Origin of the sequence: Lysinibacillus capsici (assembly GCF_020217405.1) — a bacterium.
GTDB classification, from domain to species: Bacteria; Bacillota; Bacilli; order Bacillales_A; family Planococcaceae; genus Lysinibacillus; species Lysinibacillus capsici.
In genome coordinates this window covers 4,175,888-4,195,419 of the sequence record NZ_CP084108.1, presented here as the reverse complement: position 1 = coordinate 4,195,419, position 19,532 = coordinate 4,175,888, and the positions used below count along the sequence as shown (strand labels likewise).

The following is a 19,532-nucleotide window of genomic DNA, read 5'->3' as shown; positions in this document are numbered from 1 at the left end:
AAGAAAACAAAATTTTTTGAAGTTCTGACTTGCAAAAAAAAGAGTGATTGATTATCATAATAATTGTGTTAGCACTCATTGATATAGAGTGCTAATAAATATCAACAATTATTTAATTATTAGGAGGTTGTTTCACTTGTTAAGACCACTAGGAGATCGTATTGTAATTGAACTAATCGAGGTAGAAGAAAAATCTGCATTCGGTATTGTACTACCTGACTCTGCAAAAGAAAAACCACAAGAAGGTAAAGTAGTAGCAGTTGGGACAGGTCGTGTATTAGAGAACGGGCAACGTGTAGAGCTTGACGTTAAAGTTGACGACCGCATTATTTTCTCTAAATACGCTGGCACAGAAGTTAAATTTGAAGGTAATGAATACCTAATTTTACGCGAAAGCGATATTCTTGCAATTATTGAATAAGAACATTAAAGGCACCTTACGTAAGGTGAATACTTATTGTTTGCATAACAAATGTGACAATAAGGTGAAATTGATATAAATATATTGAAGAAGCTTAACGAATATTCCATTTCAGGAGGGTAAATTCTCATGGCAAAAGATATTAAATTCTCAGAAGACGCTCGTTCATTAATGTTACAAGGTGTAGATAAATTAGCAAATGCAGTAAAAGTAACATTAGGACCAAAAGGACGTAATGTTGTTTTAGAAAAAAAATTCGGTTCACCACTTATTACAAATGATGGTGTGACAATCGCTAAAGAAATCGAACTAGAAAACCCATATGAAAACATGGGAGCAAAATTAGTAGCAGAAGTTGCTTCTAAGACAAACGAAATCGCTGGTGATGGTACAACTACAGCAACAGTATTAGCCCAAGCAATTATTCGTGAAGGCTTGAAAAACGTTACAGCTGGCGCAAATCCTGTAGGTATCCGTAAAGGTATCGATAAAGCAGTTGCTGCAGCACTTACTGAATTACATGCTATTTCTCGCCCTGTAAGCAATAAGGAAGAAATTGCACAAGTTGCTGCCATTTCTGCTGCAGATGATGAAGTTGGACAACTAATCGCTGAAGCAATGGAACGCGTTGGTAACGATGGAGTTATTACAATTGAAGAATCAAAAGGCTTCACAACAGAGCTAGATGTAGTTGAGGGTATGCAGTTTGATCGTGGTTATGCTTCTCACTACATGGTAACGGACACAGATAAAATGGAAGCGGTTCTTGATAACCCGTACATTTTAATTACTGATAAAAAAATTACAAACATTCAAGAAGTATTACCATTATTAGAGCAAGTGGTACAACAAGGTCGTCCACTTTTAATGATTGCTGAAGATGTAGAAGGTGAAGCTCTTGCAACACTTGTTGTGAACAAACTTCGTGGTACATTCAATGCTGTAGCAGTAAAAGCCCCAGGTTTCGGTGATCGACGTAAAGCAATGCTTGAAGATATTGCTATCCTGACAGGTGGACAAGTGATTACAGAAGAATTAGGTTTAGACCTAAAATCAGCTGATATTTCTGCACTTGGTCGTGCAGCAAAAGTTGTTGTAACTAAAGACAACACAACAATTGTTGAAGGTGTAGGCGGAGCAGACGCAATTGAATCGCGCATTGGTCAAATCCGTGCACAACTTGCAGAAACTACATCAGAGTTTGATAAAGAAAAATTACAAGAACGTCTTGCAAAATTAGCAGGTGGTGTAGCAGTTATCAAAGTTGGTGCTGCAACAGAAACAGAGCTAAAAGAGCGTAAACTTCGTATTGAGGATGCTTTAAACTCGACTCGTGCGGCTGTTGAAGAAGGTATCGTATCAGGTGGTGGTACTGCTCTCCTAAACGTCTATGCAGCAGTAGAAAAAGCGGCTGAAGCAGTAGAAGGCGACGTATCTACAGGTGTGAAAATCGTTCTACGTGCTTTAGAAGAACCAGTTCGTCAAATTGCTAATAATGCGGGTCTTGAAGGCTCAATTATCGTAGATCGTCTAAAACGTGAAGAAGTTGGCATTGGTTTCAATGCAGCAACTGGCGAATGGGTAAATATGATGGAAGCAGGCGTAGTAGACCCGGCAAAAGTAACTCGCTCAGCTTTACAAAATGCAGCATCAGTTGCAGCCCTATTCTTAACAACAGAAGCGGTTGTAGCAGATATCCCTGAAGCAGCACCAGCAATGCCAGATATGAGCGGCATGGGCGGTATGCCAGGAATGATGTAAGATTTAGTTAGCCTATAAGCACAATCTTTTAAGTAATATGACCACTTTCCATAGTTTTATGGAAAGTGGTTTTTTATTTTGATTTTTTATTAGAACAGAGTTTAAATAAAAATCCTTAAATTTTCTTCGCTATATAATATCCGGAATTTACAATGAGCTGTTTTAATTTCTATCGGAACAATAATTTTAGCGAATTAAAACCCGCCAGTAGTGGAATATTCATCTACTGAATGTATGCATAATCTATAATAAAAAATTTTCCTGTTGTTTTTCAATGGATTATCACTTACAATACAAAATGAAAATGATAATCGTTATCATTAACTAAAAGTTTAATAGATAGAGGTGAAATTTTGGATAGACAGGAAGCTAACAGAATAGGAATGGGCAATATTTATTATGTTATTATCTTGCTTTTAATAGTCTCTATTTTAATATCTGCCGTTTTTTCTGTATCAATAGGACAAGTCAGCATTCCTTTCAAGCAATCGATGGATATTTTGCTACATACTATATCCAATGGAAAACTTGGAACACTTGATAGCGTGGAAAGTGAATCCTATTTGAATATTATTCTACAGGTCAGAATGCCGCGTGTGGTTTTTGCCTTATTGATTGGTGTCGGACTTGCATTGTGTGGGGCTGTCATGCAGGCAGTTGTCCAAAACCCACTTGCTGATCCATACATACTTGGTATTTCTTCAGGAGCGTCATTAGGTGCAACCTTTGCTATTCTAGTTGGTTTTGGGAGTAGTGCATTGTTAGCACAATTTGGAGTAGCCTTTGGTGCATTTGCAGGGGCGATGATTACCTCGATGGCAGTGCTTATCTTATCCAGCATTGGAGGTAAAGCAACCTCAGTAAAATTGGTTTTATCAGGGGTTGTTATCGGTGCATTATGTAGTTCGTTTTCAAGCCTTATCATCTTTTTTGCCAATAATGCAGAGGGCATTAAAACTGTTACGTTCTGGTCTATGGGGAGTTTAGCATCTGCCAGCTGGGACAAAACACCAATTTTAACAATCGTGATTGTACTAGGAGCTGCATTATTCCTTTTCCAACATCGTGTGCTAAACACAATGCTACTTGGGGATGAATCAGCTATCACCTTAGGGATCAATTTAAGTGCTTATCGTAAATTATATATGATTCTTACCTCGCTTATTACAGGAACGATGGTCGCTTATGCAGGTATGATCGGTTTTGTTGGTTTAATTATCCCACATATCACAAGAGGTATTTTCGGGGCAGATCACAAACGATTAATGTTAGGAACATTGCTCTTAGGAGGCCTTTTCATGATTTGGGCGGATATTCTGTCTAGAACGTTAATCCAAAATGTGGAATTACCGATTGGTATTATTACTTCTGTCATTGGGTCACCATTATTTATCTATATGATTGTAAAAAAAGGTTACAACTTCGGAGGGTAGAACAATGGAATTAGTAGCAAAGGATATAGAAGTAAAAATCGGCAAAAAGGAAATCGTAAAAAACGTATCCATTCATGTGAATAAGCAACAATTTGTGGGCTTAATCGGACCAAACGGATGCGGAAAATCAACTTTACTGAAAAGCATTTATAAAAGCCTAGTACCTCAAAAAGGGATGGTTTTCTTAGATGATTTAGATGTTTTAAAAAGCGCCGAAAAAAAGATTTCTCAACACTTAGGTGTAGTTGGACAATTCAATGAAATGCACTTTGATTTAACGGTACAACAAATGGTGATGTTAGGTAGAACACCTCATAAAAAAATGCTAGAGTCAGATAACCAAAAGGATTTTGACATCGTAGAAGAGGCATTGACAAGAACAAACTTACAATCTTATAGAGAGCGCAGTTTTCTTTCACTATCTGGTGGTGAAAAGCAAAGGGTTATTTTAGCAAGAACGATTGCCCAGCAGCCTAAATTTATGATTTTGGATGAACCAACAAATCATTTAGATATTCGTTATCAAATTGAAATACTATCCTGTGTAAGAAGTTTAAACATCGGTGTTTTAGCAGCTCTTCATGATCTAGAAATGGCAGCACATTACTGTGATTATCTTTATGCAGTAAAAGATGGTGAAATCTATGCACATGGTACACCCCAAGAAGTTTTAACACCAGAAACAATAGAAGCTTTATATCATATCAAATGTCAAACGTTTACTAATCCAGTGACGAATGGATTAGGCTTTGCATATGGACTGTAGGAGGAAAAACATGAAGAAAAAATTATTATTAGGAATTGGTTTAGCGGCTTTATTAACATTAACAGCCTGCGGTAACACATCAAAAGATACATCTAAGGAAACTCAAACAAAAGAGCATTATCCACTGACAATTGAGAACTTTACAAAGGCTGAAGGTGGATCAACATGGGAAAAGAAAGATCAAGTATTTGATAAAGCACCTGAAAGAATTATGGCAAATACACGCCCAGCTGCAGAATTATTATTACATTTAGGATTAGGCGATAAAATCGTTGGTGTTGGTGCTAACTTTGGTGCAGTTGATAAAGCTGTTGAAGAAGAGTATGCTAAGCTAAATATTTTAAGTGATGAATATGTTGGGAAAGAGGTTACATTAGGTACTGATCCTGATTTAGTATTTGGTCGTGGTGGCTTATTTGATAATGCTGAATGGGGAGTAGGGACAGTAAACTCTCTTAATGAAATGGGTATAAAAACATATGTTTTAGAGTCATCCGTAACAGGTGGCACGTATGATTCTATTTATAAAGATATAAAAAATATTGGTGAAATTTTTAATGTTCAAGACAAAGCAGATAGCTTTATTAAAGAATTAAAAGGTCGACAACAAGATATTTCCTCAAAATTAGAAAGTATAAAAGAAGAAAAAACATTTGCCTATCTGCATACAAATGATCCAAAAGAGCTTTTTGTTTATCCAGCACACGATGAAACATTCTTTAATGATGCATTCAAAATGGTAAAATTAGATAATATTTTCAAAGATGAAACAGGCGATGTAAGTGTTGAAACATTAATTGCAGCAGATCCAGATGTATTAATTCTACCAAACTGGGATGGTTCTGATTTGACAAAAGTACGTGAAGAAATTTATGCGAATCCTAAACTTTCCAGCATGAAGGCTATTAAAAATAAACAAATGTATATTGTAGATTACAATTACATGTTTGGCTATGGCTATAACACGATTGATGGAATGGAAGCATTAGCAAAAGAAATGTATCCAGACTTATTTAAATAAAACAAAAAGCGCTGTCCTAGCGGGTCGAATAAATGACACGTTAGGGCAGCGTTTTCTTATTACGGAGGATAATTATTGTTATGACTGTAGAAGCTGCTCTTTATTTACTATTGTGGTTATTAACTTAGAACTTTCATTGTTCCAGCAGACGCATACAGGATGTTGCGGATCGAGATAGAATATTTGAGTAAAAAGGTCTTTCCTTGTTTTTTTTATGTTGGTGGTATCAAGCAAATATGGCGATAAGTTTGGCAATAAACCTGTTTTAAAAAGAGCCTCTTTTAAAGTCCAAAACTCATAAAAAACATGTAAAGGCTGATGAGAGACCAATTGACGCTCTGTCTCAGAAAGCGCATATACCATCACATCTTCACTTACTGGCTTTATTTCTTCAACATCAATGCCCACTCGTCCGAAAGTGGTGACTGCTAACACGATCCAATTCCCAGAATGAGAGAGATTAAAATCTCCCTGCCAATGGGGGTGTCCTGCAATATATGGGCGCCCACATTCATTGTGAGCTAGATATAACAGAACGTCATCTATATAGGGAAGGAGTGCCCATCTAATTAGAGTGCTACCTAGCAACGCTCTTTGCTGATCCTGCCAGTGCTTGTATTGTTGAACTTTTCTTTGAACCTCAAAAGGGAGTACTTTAAGGAAAGTATCCCGTTCTGATGGTGCTAACTTTACTCCTAGAGGAAGTGCAAATAACTGTATAGTTTGTTTTATCATGTTATATTGACTTGTTTTGGTTCTGGAAAGTAGCCTGTATCAATGCCATATTGAATCATTCTGTGAATAAAGGCTTTATTTGGTGCCGCACATTCAATCTTGGTATGAGCTAAAAATTCTATCGTTTTTTTGCAATTGAAGATAAATGGGGAGTCACTTGCTCCATCACCTTCAAGCTGCGCAATGGCTAACGATAAATATTCCTGTACACCTTTTGGATGATCGCCATTTAATAGCCAATCAGTATACTCTTGTGTTGAAACAATTGTTAAGTCATAACCAATTTCCTTAAGCATATCGATTAATTCTAAATAAGTAAGCGATACAGGGTTACATAAATGGAAGACATGGCCGTTGGTTGCTGGCTGGCTTGCCAAAGAAACAAGTGCCTGACTAGCATAATTAATTGGTGTGAAGTCAACATGCCACTGTGCAGTAGGTGTTTTACCTAAATTAAGCATTGATTTAATCATACGGTAAAAGGCATTGTCATCGATATTACGTTGGAATTTACCTGTTTCAGAATGACAGCTTAAATTTCCTACACGATAAATGGAGACAGGGATTCCATCCTGTACAGCGTTGCGAACAAGGTTTTCTGCTTCTAGCTTACTTTGAGTATAAACATTATCAAGCTTTACATTGTAATTGAAGTTACCTTTTGCTTCATTTGGTCCCCATTGTATGGCAGCTAGCTCCTCTGGAATGCCAATTGTCGATACATAATGGAAATGCACACCTGGTTTCTGTTTGGCTATTTCAAGCAAGTAGCGAGTTCCATTCACATTGACATTATTAAAATGATCAGCTGCACCGAAATGACGTACATCTGCACCACAATGAATGATGGCATTAATTTCTTTCATAATGATTTTTTCATCTTTATCAGATAAATGAAGTCGATGCTTCCCTAAGTCACCCTGGATAACAGTAATACGATCTTTCATCTGCTGAGCAATGGTATTGCCAAAATAAAATTGCATACTCTCTCTTAGTTTTTCTTCAATTGTAGTTTGGGTACTTGGTCGAATAAGGCAATATATGTGCGCAGTTGTTGTTGCTAATAGCTCATATAATACATGACTACCTAAATAACCTGTAGCACCTGTTAGTAATACCGAAGTCATTGGCAAGGGCTTCACGTTTTGGGAGACTTGTAGAGGACTAGGCTCCATTAAGTCCTTGAATACCATGTTTTTAGTTGGCTCGTCTTGATCTTCAATAGCTTCTGGTTGATAATGACGAATATAATGATCCAGTTCAGCAATCGTTTGATATTGGAAGAAATCCTGAATCTTTAAGAATGGTATATGTTTTTTCACTTGTACAAGAATCTCGAGCACTTTTAGCGAATGCCCACCGATATGAAAGAAGTTATCGTGAATGCCAATTGGCTCAATACCGAGTACAAATTCCCAAGCAGTAGCAAGCATACGCTGTGTATCATTTTCTGGGACAATATATGTAGTGCTACGTGATAAAGTTAATTCCAATGAAGCTAAGTGTTTACGATCAATTTTTCCTGTAGGGGATAACGGCATTTCTTGCAATTCGATAAATTGCTCTGGTACCATATAATCTGGTAAAAGATTTGCTAAGTAATCCCTTAAAAGACTCTCCTCAAGCTGCATTCCACTTGCCGCCGTATAATAGGCAAATAAATGATTATGCCCATCAGCCATTTTCTTCGCAATGATCACAGCTTCTTGAATGCTCGTATGATTGCTCAATACTGTTTCGATCTCTCCAAGTTCAATACGGAAGCCTCTTACTTTAATTTGAGAGTCTTTACGTCCAACAAATTCAATGACACCAGTTGGCAATAGTCGAACTAAATCACCTGTTCGATACATTTTTTGATCTGGCTTTAAGAGATGAGGGACAAATACTTCAGCCGTTTTTTCAGGCTGATGTAAATAACCTGCTGCTAAACCAGCACCAGCAATACATAATTCTCCGATTTCATTAACGGGACATAGCTGATCGTCCGTATTAATAACATACATTTCATAATTGGCGATTGGTCTACCAATGGGGATACTAGATTGCATGTCTGTTATCTGACTTTTCACCTTAAAATAGGAGGACAATACTGTACACTCAGTTGGTCCATACACGTTAATAATTTCTGTAGAAAGTCCAAATTTGTCTTGCCATTTTTGAACAATGGCAGGCAATAGGGCTTCACCACCTACAGATAAATAATTTAATGTCGAAAGCTTTTTTCTATAGCTAACTGGTAAATGTGTAGCTAGCTGTGTAAAGAAAGCATTTGGAACAGTAGCGGTCGTTACTTGCTCACGGTCGATCATATCAGCAAATGCCTCAATGGATAAACGTTCTATACTTGTAAGCATATGAAGTCTTGCCCCTGAAAATAAAGCAGTAAAAGTTTCTGTTATAGAAGGGTCAAAACTAAAAGAAATAAACTGGGAGTAAACATCTTCTTTAGTTGAATGGTAGATTCGTTGATTATCTGTGATTAAATTAATGACAGCTTCATGCTTAAGCATGACGCCTTTTGGCTTACCTGTTGAACCAGATGTATAAATAATATAGGCCAAATCGGATGGAAGAAGTTCACATTGGATATTTTCCTGTGAATACCCTTGCTCCATTTGGTTGATTGTGAACACTGTACGTGTTTGAGAATCATTATGTATAAAATCATTTAGTAGAACTGTATGTTCGTTTTTCGTTATGATAAATGGAGCACCTGTATCGTTTAATAGGTACTGACAGCGTTCTTTTGGATAGCTCGGATCAATGGGAACATAAACTCCACCAGCTTTCAGGATACCTAACAAACTAATGACGGTTTCTTTACTACGTTCCATAACTATCGCTACATAGTTTCCTTTTTGTAGACCGTTGGCAACTAACATATGAGCAACTTGGTTGGATTGTTCATTTAGCTGACGGTAGGTAAGTTTTCCACCTTCATAGGATAATGCGATTCGTTCCGCATATTTTTGTGCTGCCTGATAAAATACGTCAGGTATTGTGGTGTTTTGATTATAGTCAGCTATTGTACGGTTTAACGTTTGATATGCGAGTAAGTCTTCTCCGTTTAATAATTGTGTACAATTGGATGGTAGCGTTTGTTGGTCAAAAGAATGCGTATTATTCTGTGATGGGTGTACATCAAATTCTTGTTTATTCTTCAATTATGACAACTCCTATTTTAGAAAAGGGCCGACACCTATGAAGGAGTGATTAGCGTCATTAGGTCCACAGTAGTGAATCGATCTGTGAGAAACTAACGGACATAAATCTCCTTTATAAGGGCAGCCCTTTCATTTTTTATTTCACTACAAAGGTATTAACAACATTCATTAATTCATCAGATAGCTCGGATAATACTTGAGCTTCTTCAGAAACTCGTTGTACTGTATTCAATTGAGAGGCAGAAGTTGCTGCTACTGCTCTTGTATTGTCCTTTGAATTGACTGAAAAATCTTCCATATCTTTTACAGCAGATGTTACTTCTTCCATACCAGCTGCCATTTCTTCAATTGTTGCAGAAAGCTCTTGAATTTGCCCTGTCACATGGTGAATGGAAGTTAAAATCTGGCTAAATGATTTTTCCGAATCATTGATCATGACAATCCCATGATCTACTTCTTCTACAGCGTGAACCATGATATTTACAGATTCGTTTGTATCATGCTGGATATGAGAAATAAGTGTAGAAATTTCTCTTGCAGATGCCTCAGATTGCTCTGCAAGTTTACGTACCTCATCAGCTACCACTGCAAAGCCACTACCAGCCTCCCCAGCACGTGCAGCTTCGATCGCCGCATTCAATGCAAGTAAATTGGTTTGTGAAGCAATCCCTGTAATGATTCCTACGATTTCTTCGATTTTATTGGAATGTTCGCCAAGTAATTTAACAGAAGCTGCAGATTGATTAACTGCTTTGCTAATAGCATTCATTTGTGCAACAGATTTATTTGTCGATTCATTTCCTCTTTCAGCTTCCTCTGATGCTAAAATCGAGGATTCTGAAATTTGATTGGATGTCATGGCAATACGTTGAATACCAATATTCATTTCTTCAATGGTAATTGTACTTTCTTTTGCCTTCTGTACTTGAAGATCAGCGCCACTTGCAATCTCCTGCATAGAAGATGCTACATTATTATATGAATCGGAAGCTTCTTGCATATTTACAGATAAAACATTGGCTGTGTTTGAAACACGCTCAGAAACATTTGTTGTACTCTTAATAACTTTTTTTAAGTTATCAATCATTGAATTAAAATTTTGTGTGAGCATTCCTACTTCGTCTGTTGAAGTAACTGGTAATGGTTCAAGCTCTAAATTACCTTCTGCGACTTTTTTAGATTGTAAGGAAAGTTGTTGAATTGGTGTTAATTTTTTTCTTAAAAGAGTGTAAACAGCAATGGATGAACCAATTAAGAAAATAACCGTTACTAATAACGTCCATAGGGCTTCAGACATCGCTTTTCCTGTTACCATTGATACGTCATAGTCAATGGCATAAGCAGCCAGCATGTCCCCATTCTCATCCAAGATTGGTGTAAGGCCTGTTTTATAGCTACCATATTCATCGCTATAAATATCTGTTGCTGTTGCTTTTTTTGTATCAAAAACTTCTTTAATTCTTGCTAGGAAATCCGGAGATAAACCCATTGCAATCATATCTTGGTTATACTCTGCCCCTAGTTCAAGTATACTAGATGATAGAACAGGTGCATTAATATTTTCTCCGTTAACGGTAATTAAAAATAGATTGGTAATGCTATCAGAATTATCATTGATTGCATCCATTTCACTAGTTAATCGTAGAGCATCGGGGTTACTATTTGTAGGATTCTCTAATATCGATTTTAGTGTAGTAATATCAATGGTTTTGGCTAGGATCATGCCTTTGTCAGAAAGAGATTGATTCATGTCTGTTAAATTACTATTTCTTACTATATAATAAGAAAGACCTAAAGTAACTAATCCGAATAATAATAAAATACTCACTACTATTGCAGTTAATTTCTTACTAATAGACATTTGCTGCTTCTTGCGTGTTTTCATGCTTTTCCTCCTAATATGATATAGCAAATATTTCAAGCTAAGGACTATAAATGGATAATTTAGTCAATGTAATACACATTGAAGATGGTGATGTTATTCGTAGAAGTCCAGATGCGTGTAAACTATTTATAGATGCAAAATAATCTATTTATCCCCTATCATTTAACTACTATACTGCCAAAAAAATTGATTCACAACCCAGAAAACTTACTATTTCAAGGCATGATTTCTATAAATAAACGATAATATATAGTTTTTTAGTCTATATAATTTTTAGGTTAGGTTGAATTTTTACAAAAAGCGACATATTTCCTGGTATAAAAAAGAAGTATGCTCAAATCTTACTTATTTTCGGTTGATTAAAAAATTGGCTGAAATATCAATTTCCAATTCCTTGTTAGGGCTTTTTACTTATTTTGTCATGTCTTATATGTAAAGGAATTTGATGATTTTTGTTATGGGAGTAAAATGAAAAAAAGGTTATTTCTTTATTCTTAAATAAAGAAATAACCTTTTCTAGTTGTTGCTATGGTCGTGGATTTCCAAATATACCCGGTAGAATATTGGGGAGTCCTGGTATTAATGGTGGTGGGAAACCAGGATATTGCCCCCCTGGACGTGGCGGATAAGGTTGAGGCGGATAAGGCTGTGGTGGATAGGGACGTGGCGGATAAGGTTGAGGTGGATAAGGTTGAGGTGGATATGGACGTGGCGGATAAGGTTGAGGCGGATATGGTGGATATGGTGGTGGGTATGGCGGTGGATAGGAACTACCAGGAGGTGTTCCTGTACCTGCAGCAGTGATTTGACTAACATCCACAGTCACTATTTGACCATTATCTAACTGAATTTCAGCAGTTCTTCCTCCAGTTCCGAATGTTCGAATTAATGTACCTGAATAAGTACCAGTAGGGAGTGTTACCCATATTTTCATACCTGGGCGAAATTGACTGTTAAAATCATCAGGGGCTAATCTAGGATAAACCAATGAAACACACCTTTCTTCATTTTTTCTAACATATGCCTATTGCAATTTTTGTCATAGGCTATAGGCTATGGATGCTTAAGTTCGAATTTGTTATAAAATAAAACGAATTTCATTATAATAAGGGAAAAAGCTAAAAGGATGTTTAGCATATGGCAATTATTAAGATAAAAAAAATAAACTTACAAAATTTACGAAATGTACGACAGGGTGAAATTGTACTCGCAGTAAATTTTGAGACATTTCTACAAGCGAATGTTGTTGGTCTATATGGACAAAATGGCTCTGGAAAGACAACCATTGTAGATGCATTTAGTTTATTGAAGACACTTCTATCAGGATGGCTTGCTGAAGTGAAGTTGCCCTCTCAAAAGAAAAGACTTATATTGGCAGGAGAGCAAACAGCTAGCTTGGATGTAGAATTTCTAGTTCAGAATCAATTCGGTACATTTTTTGTAAATTACTATGTGGAGCTACAGGAGGATCAGCATCGACTATATACTACGTTGGAGCGCCTTACCTATCGAGAAAACACGAAAGGGAAGCGATCAAAGATTTTAGTGGCTGTGTCGGAGAGGGATGTACAAATCCGTCAATCGAAACTGGATGATTTGAGTGAACAAGCACGAATTCAATTACTGGTTATTCAACAGTTAGCAAGAAAACAATATATGTCATTTCTATTCCATAAGGATATAAAGGCATTATTACAGGAACGACTTTCTGAGCTAGAAATGCAGTTGCTTCAAAATATTGCTGTTGATTTTAGTCGAGACTTACATGTTGTTAATACTCAAAATATTGCCCCACTATTTGAAGAACGGATGATGCCATTCAGTATTCATTTAGAGAAAACAAGAGGTCTTATTCCTTATGATTTAAATGGCCCAGCGTTATTACCAGAGGATGGATTCTATGCTTTATGTGAGGTTATTGAACAAAGTAATCAAGTGCTCTCAGCCATTATTCCTGGTCTGACGATTAAAATTAATATCATTACAAAGCAAATGATGGACAATGGCGAGCAAGGAATCCGTTTCGAATTTTTGTCTCAGCGTGGGGAGCAGGAATTACCGCTACGAACAGAGTCAGAGGGAATTTTAAAGATCATTTCTATTCTTAGTGTATTGATTGCTGTATATAATAATCCGAATGCATGCGTGGTTATTGATGAATTAGATTCAGGTGTATTTGAATATTTGTTAGGTGAGTTGTTAACAGTGATAGATGAGGACGGAAAAGGGCAACTTATTTTTACTTCCCATAATCTACGTGTGTTAGAGGTGCTAGCTATTAAAAATTTATGGTTTACGACAACAAATGAACATCACCGTTATATGCAGCTAAAAGGTATGAAAGAAGTAGATAACGCTAGAGATGTCTATTTACGTGCTATCCAGCTTGGCGGGCAAGAGGAAGAGATATATAAGGAAACTAAAACTTTTAAAATAAAGCGGGCTTTTCGTAAAGCGGGTGTTCAACATGACTAAAAAAGTACTTTTAATTATTGTGGAAGGGCAGACGGAGCAAATTATTTTAGAGGATTATTTAGATGCTCATTTTGCGAACTCCACAATACGCTTTGATGTACAACGAGAAGATATCTTAACAAAGTGGGATGCGCACAAACGCATACCGAATATTAAAAACAGTGTTGTACGAGTGATTCAAAGCTATCTTGAAAAATATAAATTTTTAGCCAATGATTTAACAGCGGTTGTTCATATTACAGATGCAGATGGATGCTTTATCGCACCAGAGTGCGTCAAGGTAGATGAGCGTATCGAGCAAAACTTATTTTATATAGACGATGCTATTTTAGTGAAGTCGGATAAACGCAAAGAACAAATAGAACAACGCAATGATATGAAGGCTAAAAATGCTAGAATTTTGATTGCCAACGACCACTTTAGCATTAACCGTATGAAAGTACCTTATCAATTATTTTATTTTTCTACGAATTTAGAGCATGTCTTATGGAATGAGCGCAATGAAATCCCTACAGAAAAAATACAAAAAGCAGATGAATTTATGGACAATCTGACATGCACGATTGAGGAATATTTAAGCACCTATCTCCCAGTCAGTTCAGAGTTGTCATATAGGGAAAAAGTAAAGAAAAGTTGGTCATTTTTAATGGAAGGCTGTCATTCATTGCATCGTGGCACGAATGTACCACTATTATTTGAAATGATTAAAACAGATGTACAGTAAAAACAGGTGACGAATGGAGTCACCTGTTTTTATCTAGAGTACGTTAGTGCATTTGCTCATAGCTTCGAATATGAGTTAAAATAGCTGGATCTTTAATTTTTGTATCTTCACATAGTAATAAGAGTTTGGACATGATCTCAGCCGTCCGTGGATCATCATCCACCATCGGTAAGAAAATTCGTCCACGATGCTGAGATGGGACAGCAATAATTGGGATCATGGAACCGCCTATTTGATGCACCACACCACTTCCTAAATGTAAGGAGTAACTTGCTAGCTTACCTTCTATGAGGGCATGTTGCTTTTTCACTTCCACATTATTTAGCTTCAATAATTTAGCCAATTCTTCTACGATAATACTGCGCATTTCAACAGTAGAATGACTTGCCTCAGGGTCTACACCACCGACATGAGCTACGCTGACAACGAGATCAATATCTCGCATAACCTCAGAGAATATCGCAGCTGGAATATCATCTAAAACGATATCTTTGCCTGTTAGTCGATCATAGAAGTAAACACCTTCGATTGCAGGTGCTTCAATTTCTGCTGGCGTAAACCAATCTGCCTGTGCATACAAGGATGCCACAATATTTTCCTTATAATATACTTTACGTGGTCCTGTTTCATAGCTGATTTGCCAGCCACGTGTTTTCAACAGGGCTACTGTTTGTGAAGGATTTACTTGATGCCCTGCATAGCGCAATGATTGTTTCTGTGCTTTTTCATCAGCATTGATGAGATATAACTCACGGAACACTTGCTTAAATGGCTGTTTAATGTTGTGCTCGAACATATAGGATTGCCACTGTCTCCATTGACCGCTCTCTAGAAGATGGTAAGGATGAGCAATCTTTATAGAGGACGTAGGAGCAAGGTTCACAACGTCAGCCGATAAAAGCTGTAAACCTTCTGATGTCAGCATTCCAACGTAATTATCGCTAATAAATAGTAGTTTTTGTAACAGCGGAGCTAGAATCGGATGAGCTAATAAATGAATAAGCTCCTCGACCGAAAATACTGTTTCTAATTCCATTGCTTGCTCAAGCGCTGGGCGGGCTCGTTTATATTGCTCTTGTAAGTCTTTTCGGGCTTCCTGCAAGGTTACAATATCAGCATGCTTTTTTAATGCAGCAGGAACGTTCTTTAGACGTTTACCATCCTTTTCAACAATAATAGCTACAGAGGCATCATCCTCTATTTGTAGATGGGCTGTAATTTGCTCGATTTGTTGTGCTTTAAATAATTGCTTCATATCGTTAAAGGCAGATAACTCCATACGCCATGTGAAGCGAGTGGCTTCTCCATCCCCTGCATTGCGCGCTAAATTTTCTAGAGCGATACTAGCTGCTCGAGCCTCACTTGCGCGGCGTTGAGCACCAAATTGCTTACTTTCCTTTAAAAACTGTTGAATAAATTGGTAGCGTGTTAAGGCATCTTTATCATCTGATTTTTTTAGTGGGATAAGGCCTAATGCACGTAGTTTATCTTTATTACGCTTGTCTTGGATTTCTTGCATTAATGGTTTAGGACTAAGCTTACCAATGGCAGTATCTGCATAAAGCTGTGCCCTACGATGATTAGCTCCTTCTGAAGCATATTTTGCTGCATCATAGACAATTTTGAAATTTTTTGCACCGAGTGTTTGGTAAGCACTTTGGAACCAAGCTAAATCGAATGCCCCATCACGGAAATCCTCAGCATTGATGCTAGAGAAAAGGGCAATTTGATCCTTGGCATAGTCGGACAAGGAATCTGTTGTGTGAGCAATAAAATACCAAGCTGATTCTTTTAGTCCATCCCAACCAATTACTTCACTGACAAGGTCTATCCAATGTTGGTTATACATCATTGCTTCAATTAAACGCTCTTTAGAAATGTCTGTTTTCTGCCATGCTTCTTTTAATTGCTGCGCTGTTTCTTCTTTTTTGGGGTAACAGTTAGTTAGCAATCGGGAGAATACATCCTTTTTCGTTTCTGCCTGCCAAATATAGCCTCGCGCAAGCTTTTCTCCGTCAAGTGCCTGTAGAATCTGTAAGAAATAATCAATACCCTCAAAATAAGAAATGCTACTAGCAAGCTTTGTTACAGCAGTAGGCGTATCACCACGTTTTAGTTCTATGGCTAAAATACGATCAATCGCTTGTTCACGAATAGTAAAGAAATCTGTTAAATCTTCAAACGACTGTTGATAGCGTTCTAGTAACTTAGTTGGCTCATTAAATATTTCTGAAGCGAGCGTGTTGGTAAATATGGCTTCAAATAAGTGATCTTGCGTAAATAAACCAACTTTCATGGCGTCTAAATATTGGAATAAAGACAAATTGTAGACGTTTGGGCTATAGCTAGCATTTTTCATACGCTTTGTTAGCTCTTCATTGATAGCTAGCATTTTGACATATTCACCATAGGTTGAGTAATCAGACCAGCATCGATCAACAAATGACTCAACGACATCTAAATCGATAATAGTAGAAGTGGAACGATAGTAATAATAGCTCTTCTCTCGAACGTCAAGTTGCCACTGATCCACAGGAATTTGTTCGAGTAGCTGTAGCATAATGCCTATTGCCTGTTCAAAGCGATTAAATTCGGGTGCATGCTTTTGTAGTAATGAAAGAGCTTCCTGATGTAGTATTTTGTGACCTGAGATTTTGTCGATATCTTGGGTTAATACTGTGAATATCTGTTGAATTGTATCGTCATATTTCAAGGAATTCAATTGAGTAACACGTTCTTTTAATTCTTTGTATTGGAAGAACGGTTTAATTAGTGTATGAGCTGCTTCGGAAAGATCATGAGCAGAAGGGTATTCTGATAGACTATGATAAAAATTAAAATAGGCTAAGTCCTCATTACTAAATAATGTTGACTTCATCCATTGAATAATTTCTTCAGGGATAGGATAAGCATCAAGACTAGCATGTCGTTGATTATCTGATTTAGTTGCCATTACACTATATTCTTGCCCTAATGTAGTGGTAATGGGTGTGTCATTCCAATGATATGTTTCATACTCTAGTTCAGCATGTTGATCTAAAACCTGAATAAGCTGCTCAAGCTTAGATAATAACTTATCAATATCATATTGAAAGAATTTTTCAAAAGGTGTAGGTGCCTGTACATAAAGTGGAGCAAGCTGTTGCCAAGGCTCTACACCATTCATTTGAATGGCTCCATCCGAAATACAGCCGTATTGAATAAGGGGATGTGGCGTATACAAGCCAAAGCCATTACTCTCGTTATACTCAGGGACATCCTTTGTAATTAATTGCTCTAACAAAACTTGCTCGTTTTTAGTTACTTTTGGTAATAAGGAGCATAAAGCTGTAATTTGTTCGCTTGCTAAGTTGTGTTGCTTAGAGGCTTCTAATAGTAATTCAATCCCTCCAAGTCTCTTTAACTGCTTACTATCTTTTAACAGCCTTTCAGCACTTTGTAACAGATTATTCTGTGCCTGAAATTTTAAGAGTAAAATAGCCTCTTTACGAAGTGCACCTGATTTATTTGCTAAAAGATCTTCAATCTTTGCTATTTCTTCTTCTGTTGGTGTTAAAGCACGTATTTTTTTTAACGCAAGAGAACGATTAATGGAACTACGATCTCGTAATGAATTAAATAAAAATTCTCGTTGACCTTGTGTGACAGGTTCTAGACAATAAATATTCAGTAGGCCAATTCTGCTAGATGGTGAGTAAGAATCTGCATGCTCAATAATTCGTTGGAATAATGCCTCGTCTTGTACATGATGGGCTAAAATAATTTGTGTTGAAATTAAATCTTCTAATGACAAATGGACATGGACGAAGGATAGCGGTTTACCTGTAATGTTAAGTCCGTCTTTCGTAATTTCATTTTTTGCCCACTCAAGCTGCTCAAATAAAAGGTATTCAATCCCTTGTAACTGTGTGTTTTCTTGCATGAAGGTTTGAAGGATTTGCGCCCATTCATTGTCCCTTGCATACTCGCTATTAATATGGTGATTAGTATAAAGAAAATTGCCCCATGCAAAGGCGAACAATTCGATATCTTTTGTTGATAAGATTAAATCCTTTACAAATGGCGCTGTAAAGGAAATTTTCGATAAGTTTTTCAAAAAGGCAAGCGTTGTAAGTTGGATATGTTTGTCACGTTTTAAGAGTATTGTTACAAGGTCATTTATTTTCGTATAGTCCTTTGTAGCAGTTGCCCATAATGCCACATAGATATCAATTGTACGTTCACTCGTTAACAGTTGCTCAACAAAGCTGTCTTCTTCGATTGCTTGGATGGCTAAGGCAAGAACTTCCTCTGTTATTTTTTGATCTTCGAAGCTATTATAGCCAAGTCCCATCCAAGTATCGACTGCTCGAATTACAGAGGAGAAGCGTGTTAGGCGATGTTCCTGAATCAGCTTCATCATGTAGAATTGTGCATCAAGATTGCCATGGTCAATATTTTCTACTATTGCCTGTCGTAAACCTTCTTGTCGAGCAGCTGCTAATAAGAGTTTGCCAAGTGCATCATGCATCCGATGATTATTTGATTTAAAAATACCTCGAATGAATGGATGACCGAAAAAGCTACTTTGATGTTCTTCAAATAAAATACCCTCTACTGCTTCTTCAATTGACGGGTTTTCTAATGATAGTTCTTCAGCGAGCAACTGCTCAAAGACGTTAAAACCCATTACTTTTATATTTTCATTCTTTAAGACATAGGAGCTATAGTTTGGATAGGTTCCATGCTCATATTGACGATGATTCGTTAACAACTCCTGCAAAGTAATTTCCTCAAATGTCAGCATTTCTTCTATTAACTGTAAACTTTGAAACAGATGGTCTTGCACTGGTTGAGAAGAACGAAAAGATCGACGTAAAACACCTCTTTGGAACATTGTAGCATCAAAGCGCAATGCTAGTTTCTTGATCTTAAGTGCACGTTCTTGTGAAGAAAACAGGGTAAGCACTTCAAATAATGGTCCACTAAATAGCTCCTCCAGTGATGAATATTGCTGAGCAGCTATAAGCGTTTCAATGTCATAATCTCTATTGTCCATGTATTTTAACAATGCAGCTGCTAAAGGCTGTATTGCTATAGGTGCAGAATCTACTATACTTTGAAAATGTATTTTTTGTTCATGTGAAAGTGTCATATAAATCCCT

12 protein-coding genes are annotated in these 19,532 nt (G+C 36.9%); 7 read left to right on the top strand and 5 right to left on the bottom strand.

The window, feature by feature from the left end; translation table 11 throughout:
• Positions 1-136: 136 nt before the first annotated feature.
• The 5 genes from groES to LCP48_RS20710 all read left to right on the top strand — a co-directional run bounded on the left by groES (position 137) and on the right by LCP48_RS20710 (position 5,402).
• Complete coding sequence (gene groES, locus LCP48_RS20730) at positions 137-421, top strand: co-chaperone GroES (RefSeq protein WP_004224358.1); 285 nt, start codon at positions 137-139, stop codon at positions 419-421.
• Positions 422-550: 129 nt separating this feature from the next.
• Complete coding sequence (gene groL, locus LCP48_RS20725; RefSeq protein WP_004224361.1) at positions 551-2,182, top strand: chaperonin GroEL; 1,632 nt, start codon at positions 551-553, stop codon at positions 2,180-2,182.
• 353 nt (positions 2,183-2,535) lie between these two features.
• Positions 2,536-3,615 (top strand): FecCD family ABC transporter permease, encoded by a 1,080-nt coding sequence (locus LCP48_RS20720; RefSeq protein WP_009374126.1) that lies wholly within the window; start codon positions 2,536-2,538, stop codon positions 3,613-3,615.
• A 4-nt stretch (positions 3,616-3,619) separates the two neighbouring features.
• A complete protein-coding gene (locus LCP48_RS20715) occupies positions 3,620-4,381 on the top strand; it encodes an ABC transporter ATP-binding protein (RefSeq protein ID WP_004224363.1) in 762 nt (253 codons plus the stop codon).
• Positions 4,382-4,391: 10 nt separating this feature from the next.
• Positions 4,392-5,402, top strand: coding sequence for an ABC transporter substrate-binding protein (locus LCP48_RS20710; RefSeq protein WP_009374125.1), 1,011 nt, complete (start codon positions 4,392-4,394; stop codon positions 5,400-5,402).
• A 78-nt stretch (positions 5,403-5,480) separates the two neighbouring features.
• Here the strand turns inward: LCP48_RS20710 and LCP48_RS20705 are convergent, their stop codons facing one another.
• From LCP48_RS20705 to LCP48_RS20690, 4 genes are all read right to left on the bottom strand, one after another.
• Positions 5,481-6,137, bottom strand: a complete 657-nt coding sequence (locus tag LCP48_RS20705) for a 4'-phosphopantetheinyl transferase family protein (protein ID WP_009374124.1) — start codon at positions 6,135-6,137, stop codon at positions 5,481-5,483.
• Complete coding sequence (locus LCP48_RS20700) at positions 6,134-9,304, bottom strand: non-ribosomal peptide synthetase family protein (RefSeq protein WP_004224369.1); 3,171 nt, start codon at positions 9,302-9,304, stop codon at positions 6,134-6,136. The genes LCP48_RS20705 and LCP48_RS20700 overlap by 4 nt, the downstream gene beginning before the upstream one ends.
• Before the next feature lie 136 nt (positions 9,305-9,440).
• The gene (locus LCP48_RS20695; RefSeq protein ID WP_004224372.1) at positions 9,441-11,189 is read right to left on the bottom strand and encodes a methyl-accepting chemotaxis protein; all 1,749 of its coding nucleotides are present in this window, start codon (positions 11,187-11,189) and stop codon (positions 9,441-9,443) included.
• Between the two features lie 526 nt (positions 11,190-11,715).
• Positions 11,716-12,177: a hypothetical protein gene (locus LCP48_RS20690; protein WP_009374122.1), complete on the bottom strand. Its 462-nt coding sequence runs from the start codon at positions 12,175-12,177 to the stop codon at positions 11,716-11,718.
• Positions 12,178-12,326: 149 nt separating this feature from the next.
• Between LCP48_RS20690 and LCP48_RS20685 the strand changes: the two genes are divergently transcribed.
• Both LCP48_RS20685 and LCP48_RS20680 read left to right on the top strand, forming a co-directional pair.
• Entirely contained in the window at positions 12,327-13,664 is a 1,338-nt protein-coding gene (locus LCP48_RS20685) for an AAA family ATPase (RefSeq protein WP_004224377.1), read from the top strand.
• A complete protein-coding gene (locus tag LCP48_RS20680) occupies positions 13,657-14,388 on the top strand; it encodes a hypothetical protein (RefSeq protein ID WP_004224378.1) in 732 nt (243 codons plus the stop codon). The genes LCP48_RS20685 and LCP48_RS20680 overlap by 8 nt, the downstream gene beginning before the upstream one ends.
• Before the next feature lie 43 nt (positions 14,389-14,431).
• Here the strand turns inward: LCP48_RS20680 and LCP48_RS20675 are convergent, their stop codons facing one another.
• The gene (locus LCP48_RS20675; RefSeq protein ID WP_004224381.1) at positions 14,432-19,522 is read right to left on the bottom strand and encodes a DUF4132 domain-containing protein; all 5,091 of its coding nucleotides are present in this window, start codon (positions 19,520-19,522) and stop codon (positions 14,432-14,434) included.
• Between the last annotated feature and the right edge of the window lie 10 nt (positions 19,523-19,532).

Bases quoted from the DNA above. Each gene is read 5' to 3' on its own strand.
- groL (WP_004224361.1), top strand. From the start codon at position 551: ATGGCAAAAGATATTAAATTCTCAGAAGACGCTCGTTCATTAATGTTA.
- LCP48_RS20695 (WP_004224372.1), bottom strand. From the start codon at position 11,189: ATGAAAACACGCAAGAAGCAGCAAATGTCTATTAGTAAGAAATTAACT.
- LCP48_RS20710 (WP_009374125.1), top strand. From the start codon at position 4,392: ATGAAGAAAAAATTATTATTAGGAATTGGTTTAGCGGCTTTATTAACA.
- LCP48_RS20685 (WP_004224377.1), top strand. From the start codon at position 12,327: ATGGCAATTATTAAGATAAAAAAAATAAACTTACAAAATTTACGAAAT.
- LCP48_RS20715 (WP_004224363.1), top strand. From the start codon at position 3,620: ATGGAATTAGTAGCAAAGGATATAGAAGTAAAAATCGGCAAAAAGGAA.
- LCP48_RS20705 (WP_009374124.1), bottom strand. From the start codon at position 6,137: ATGATAAAACAAACTATACAGTTATTTGCACTTCCTCTAGGAGTAAAG.
- LCP48_RS20680 (WP_004224378.1), top strand. From the start codon at position 13,657: ATGACTAAAAAAGTACTTTTAATTATTGTGGAAGGGCAGACGGAGCAA.
- LCP48_RS20675 (WP_004224381.1), bottom strand. From the start codon at position 19,522: ATGACACTTTCACATGAACAAAAAATACATTTTCAAAGTATAGTAGAT.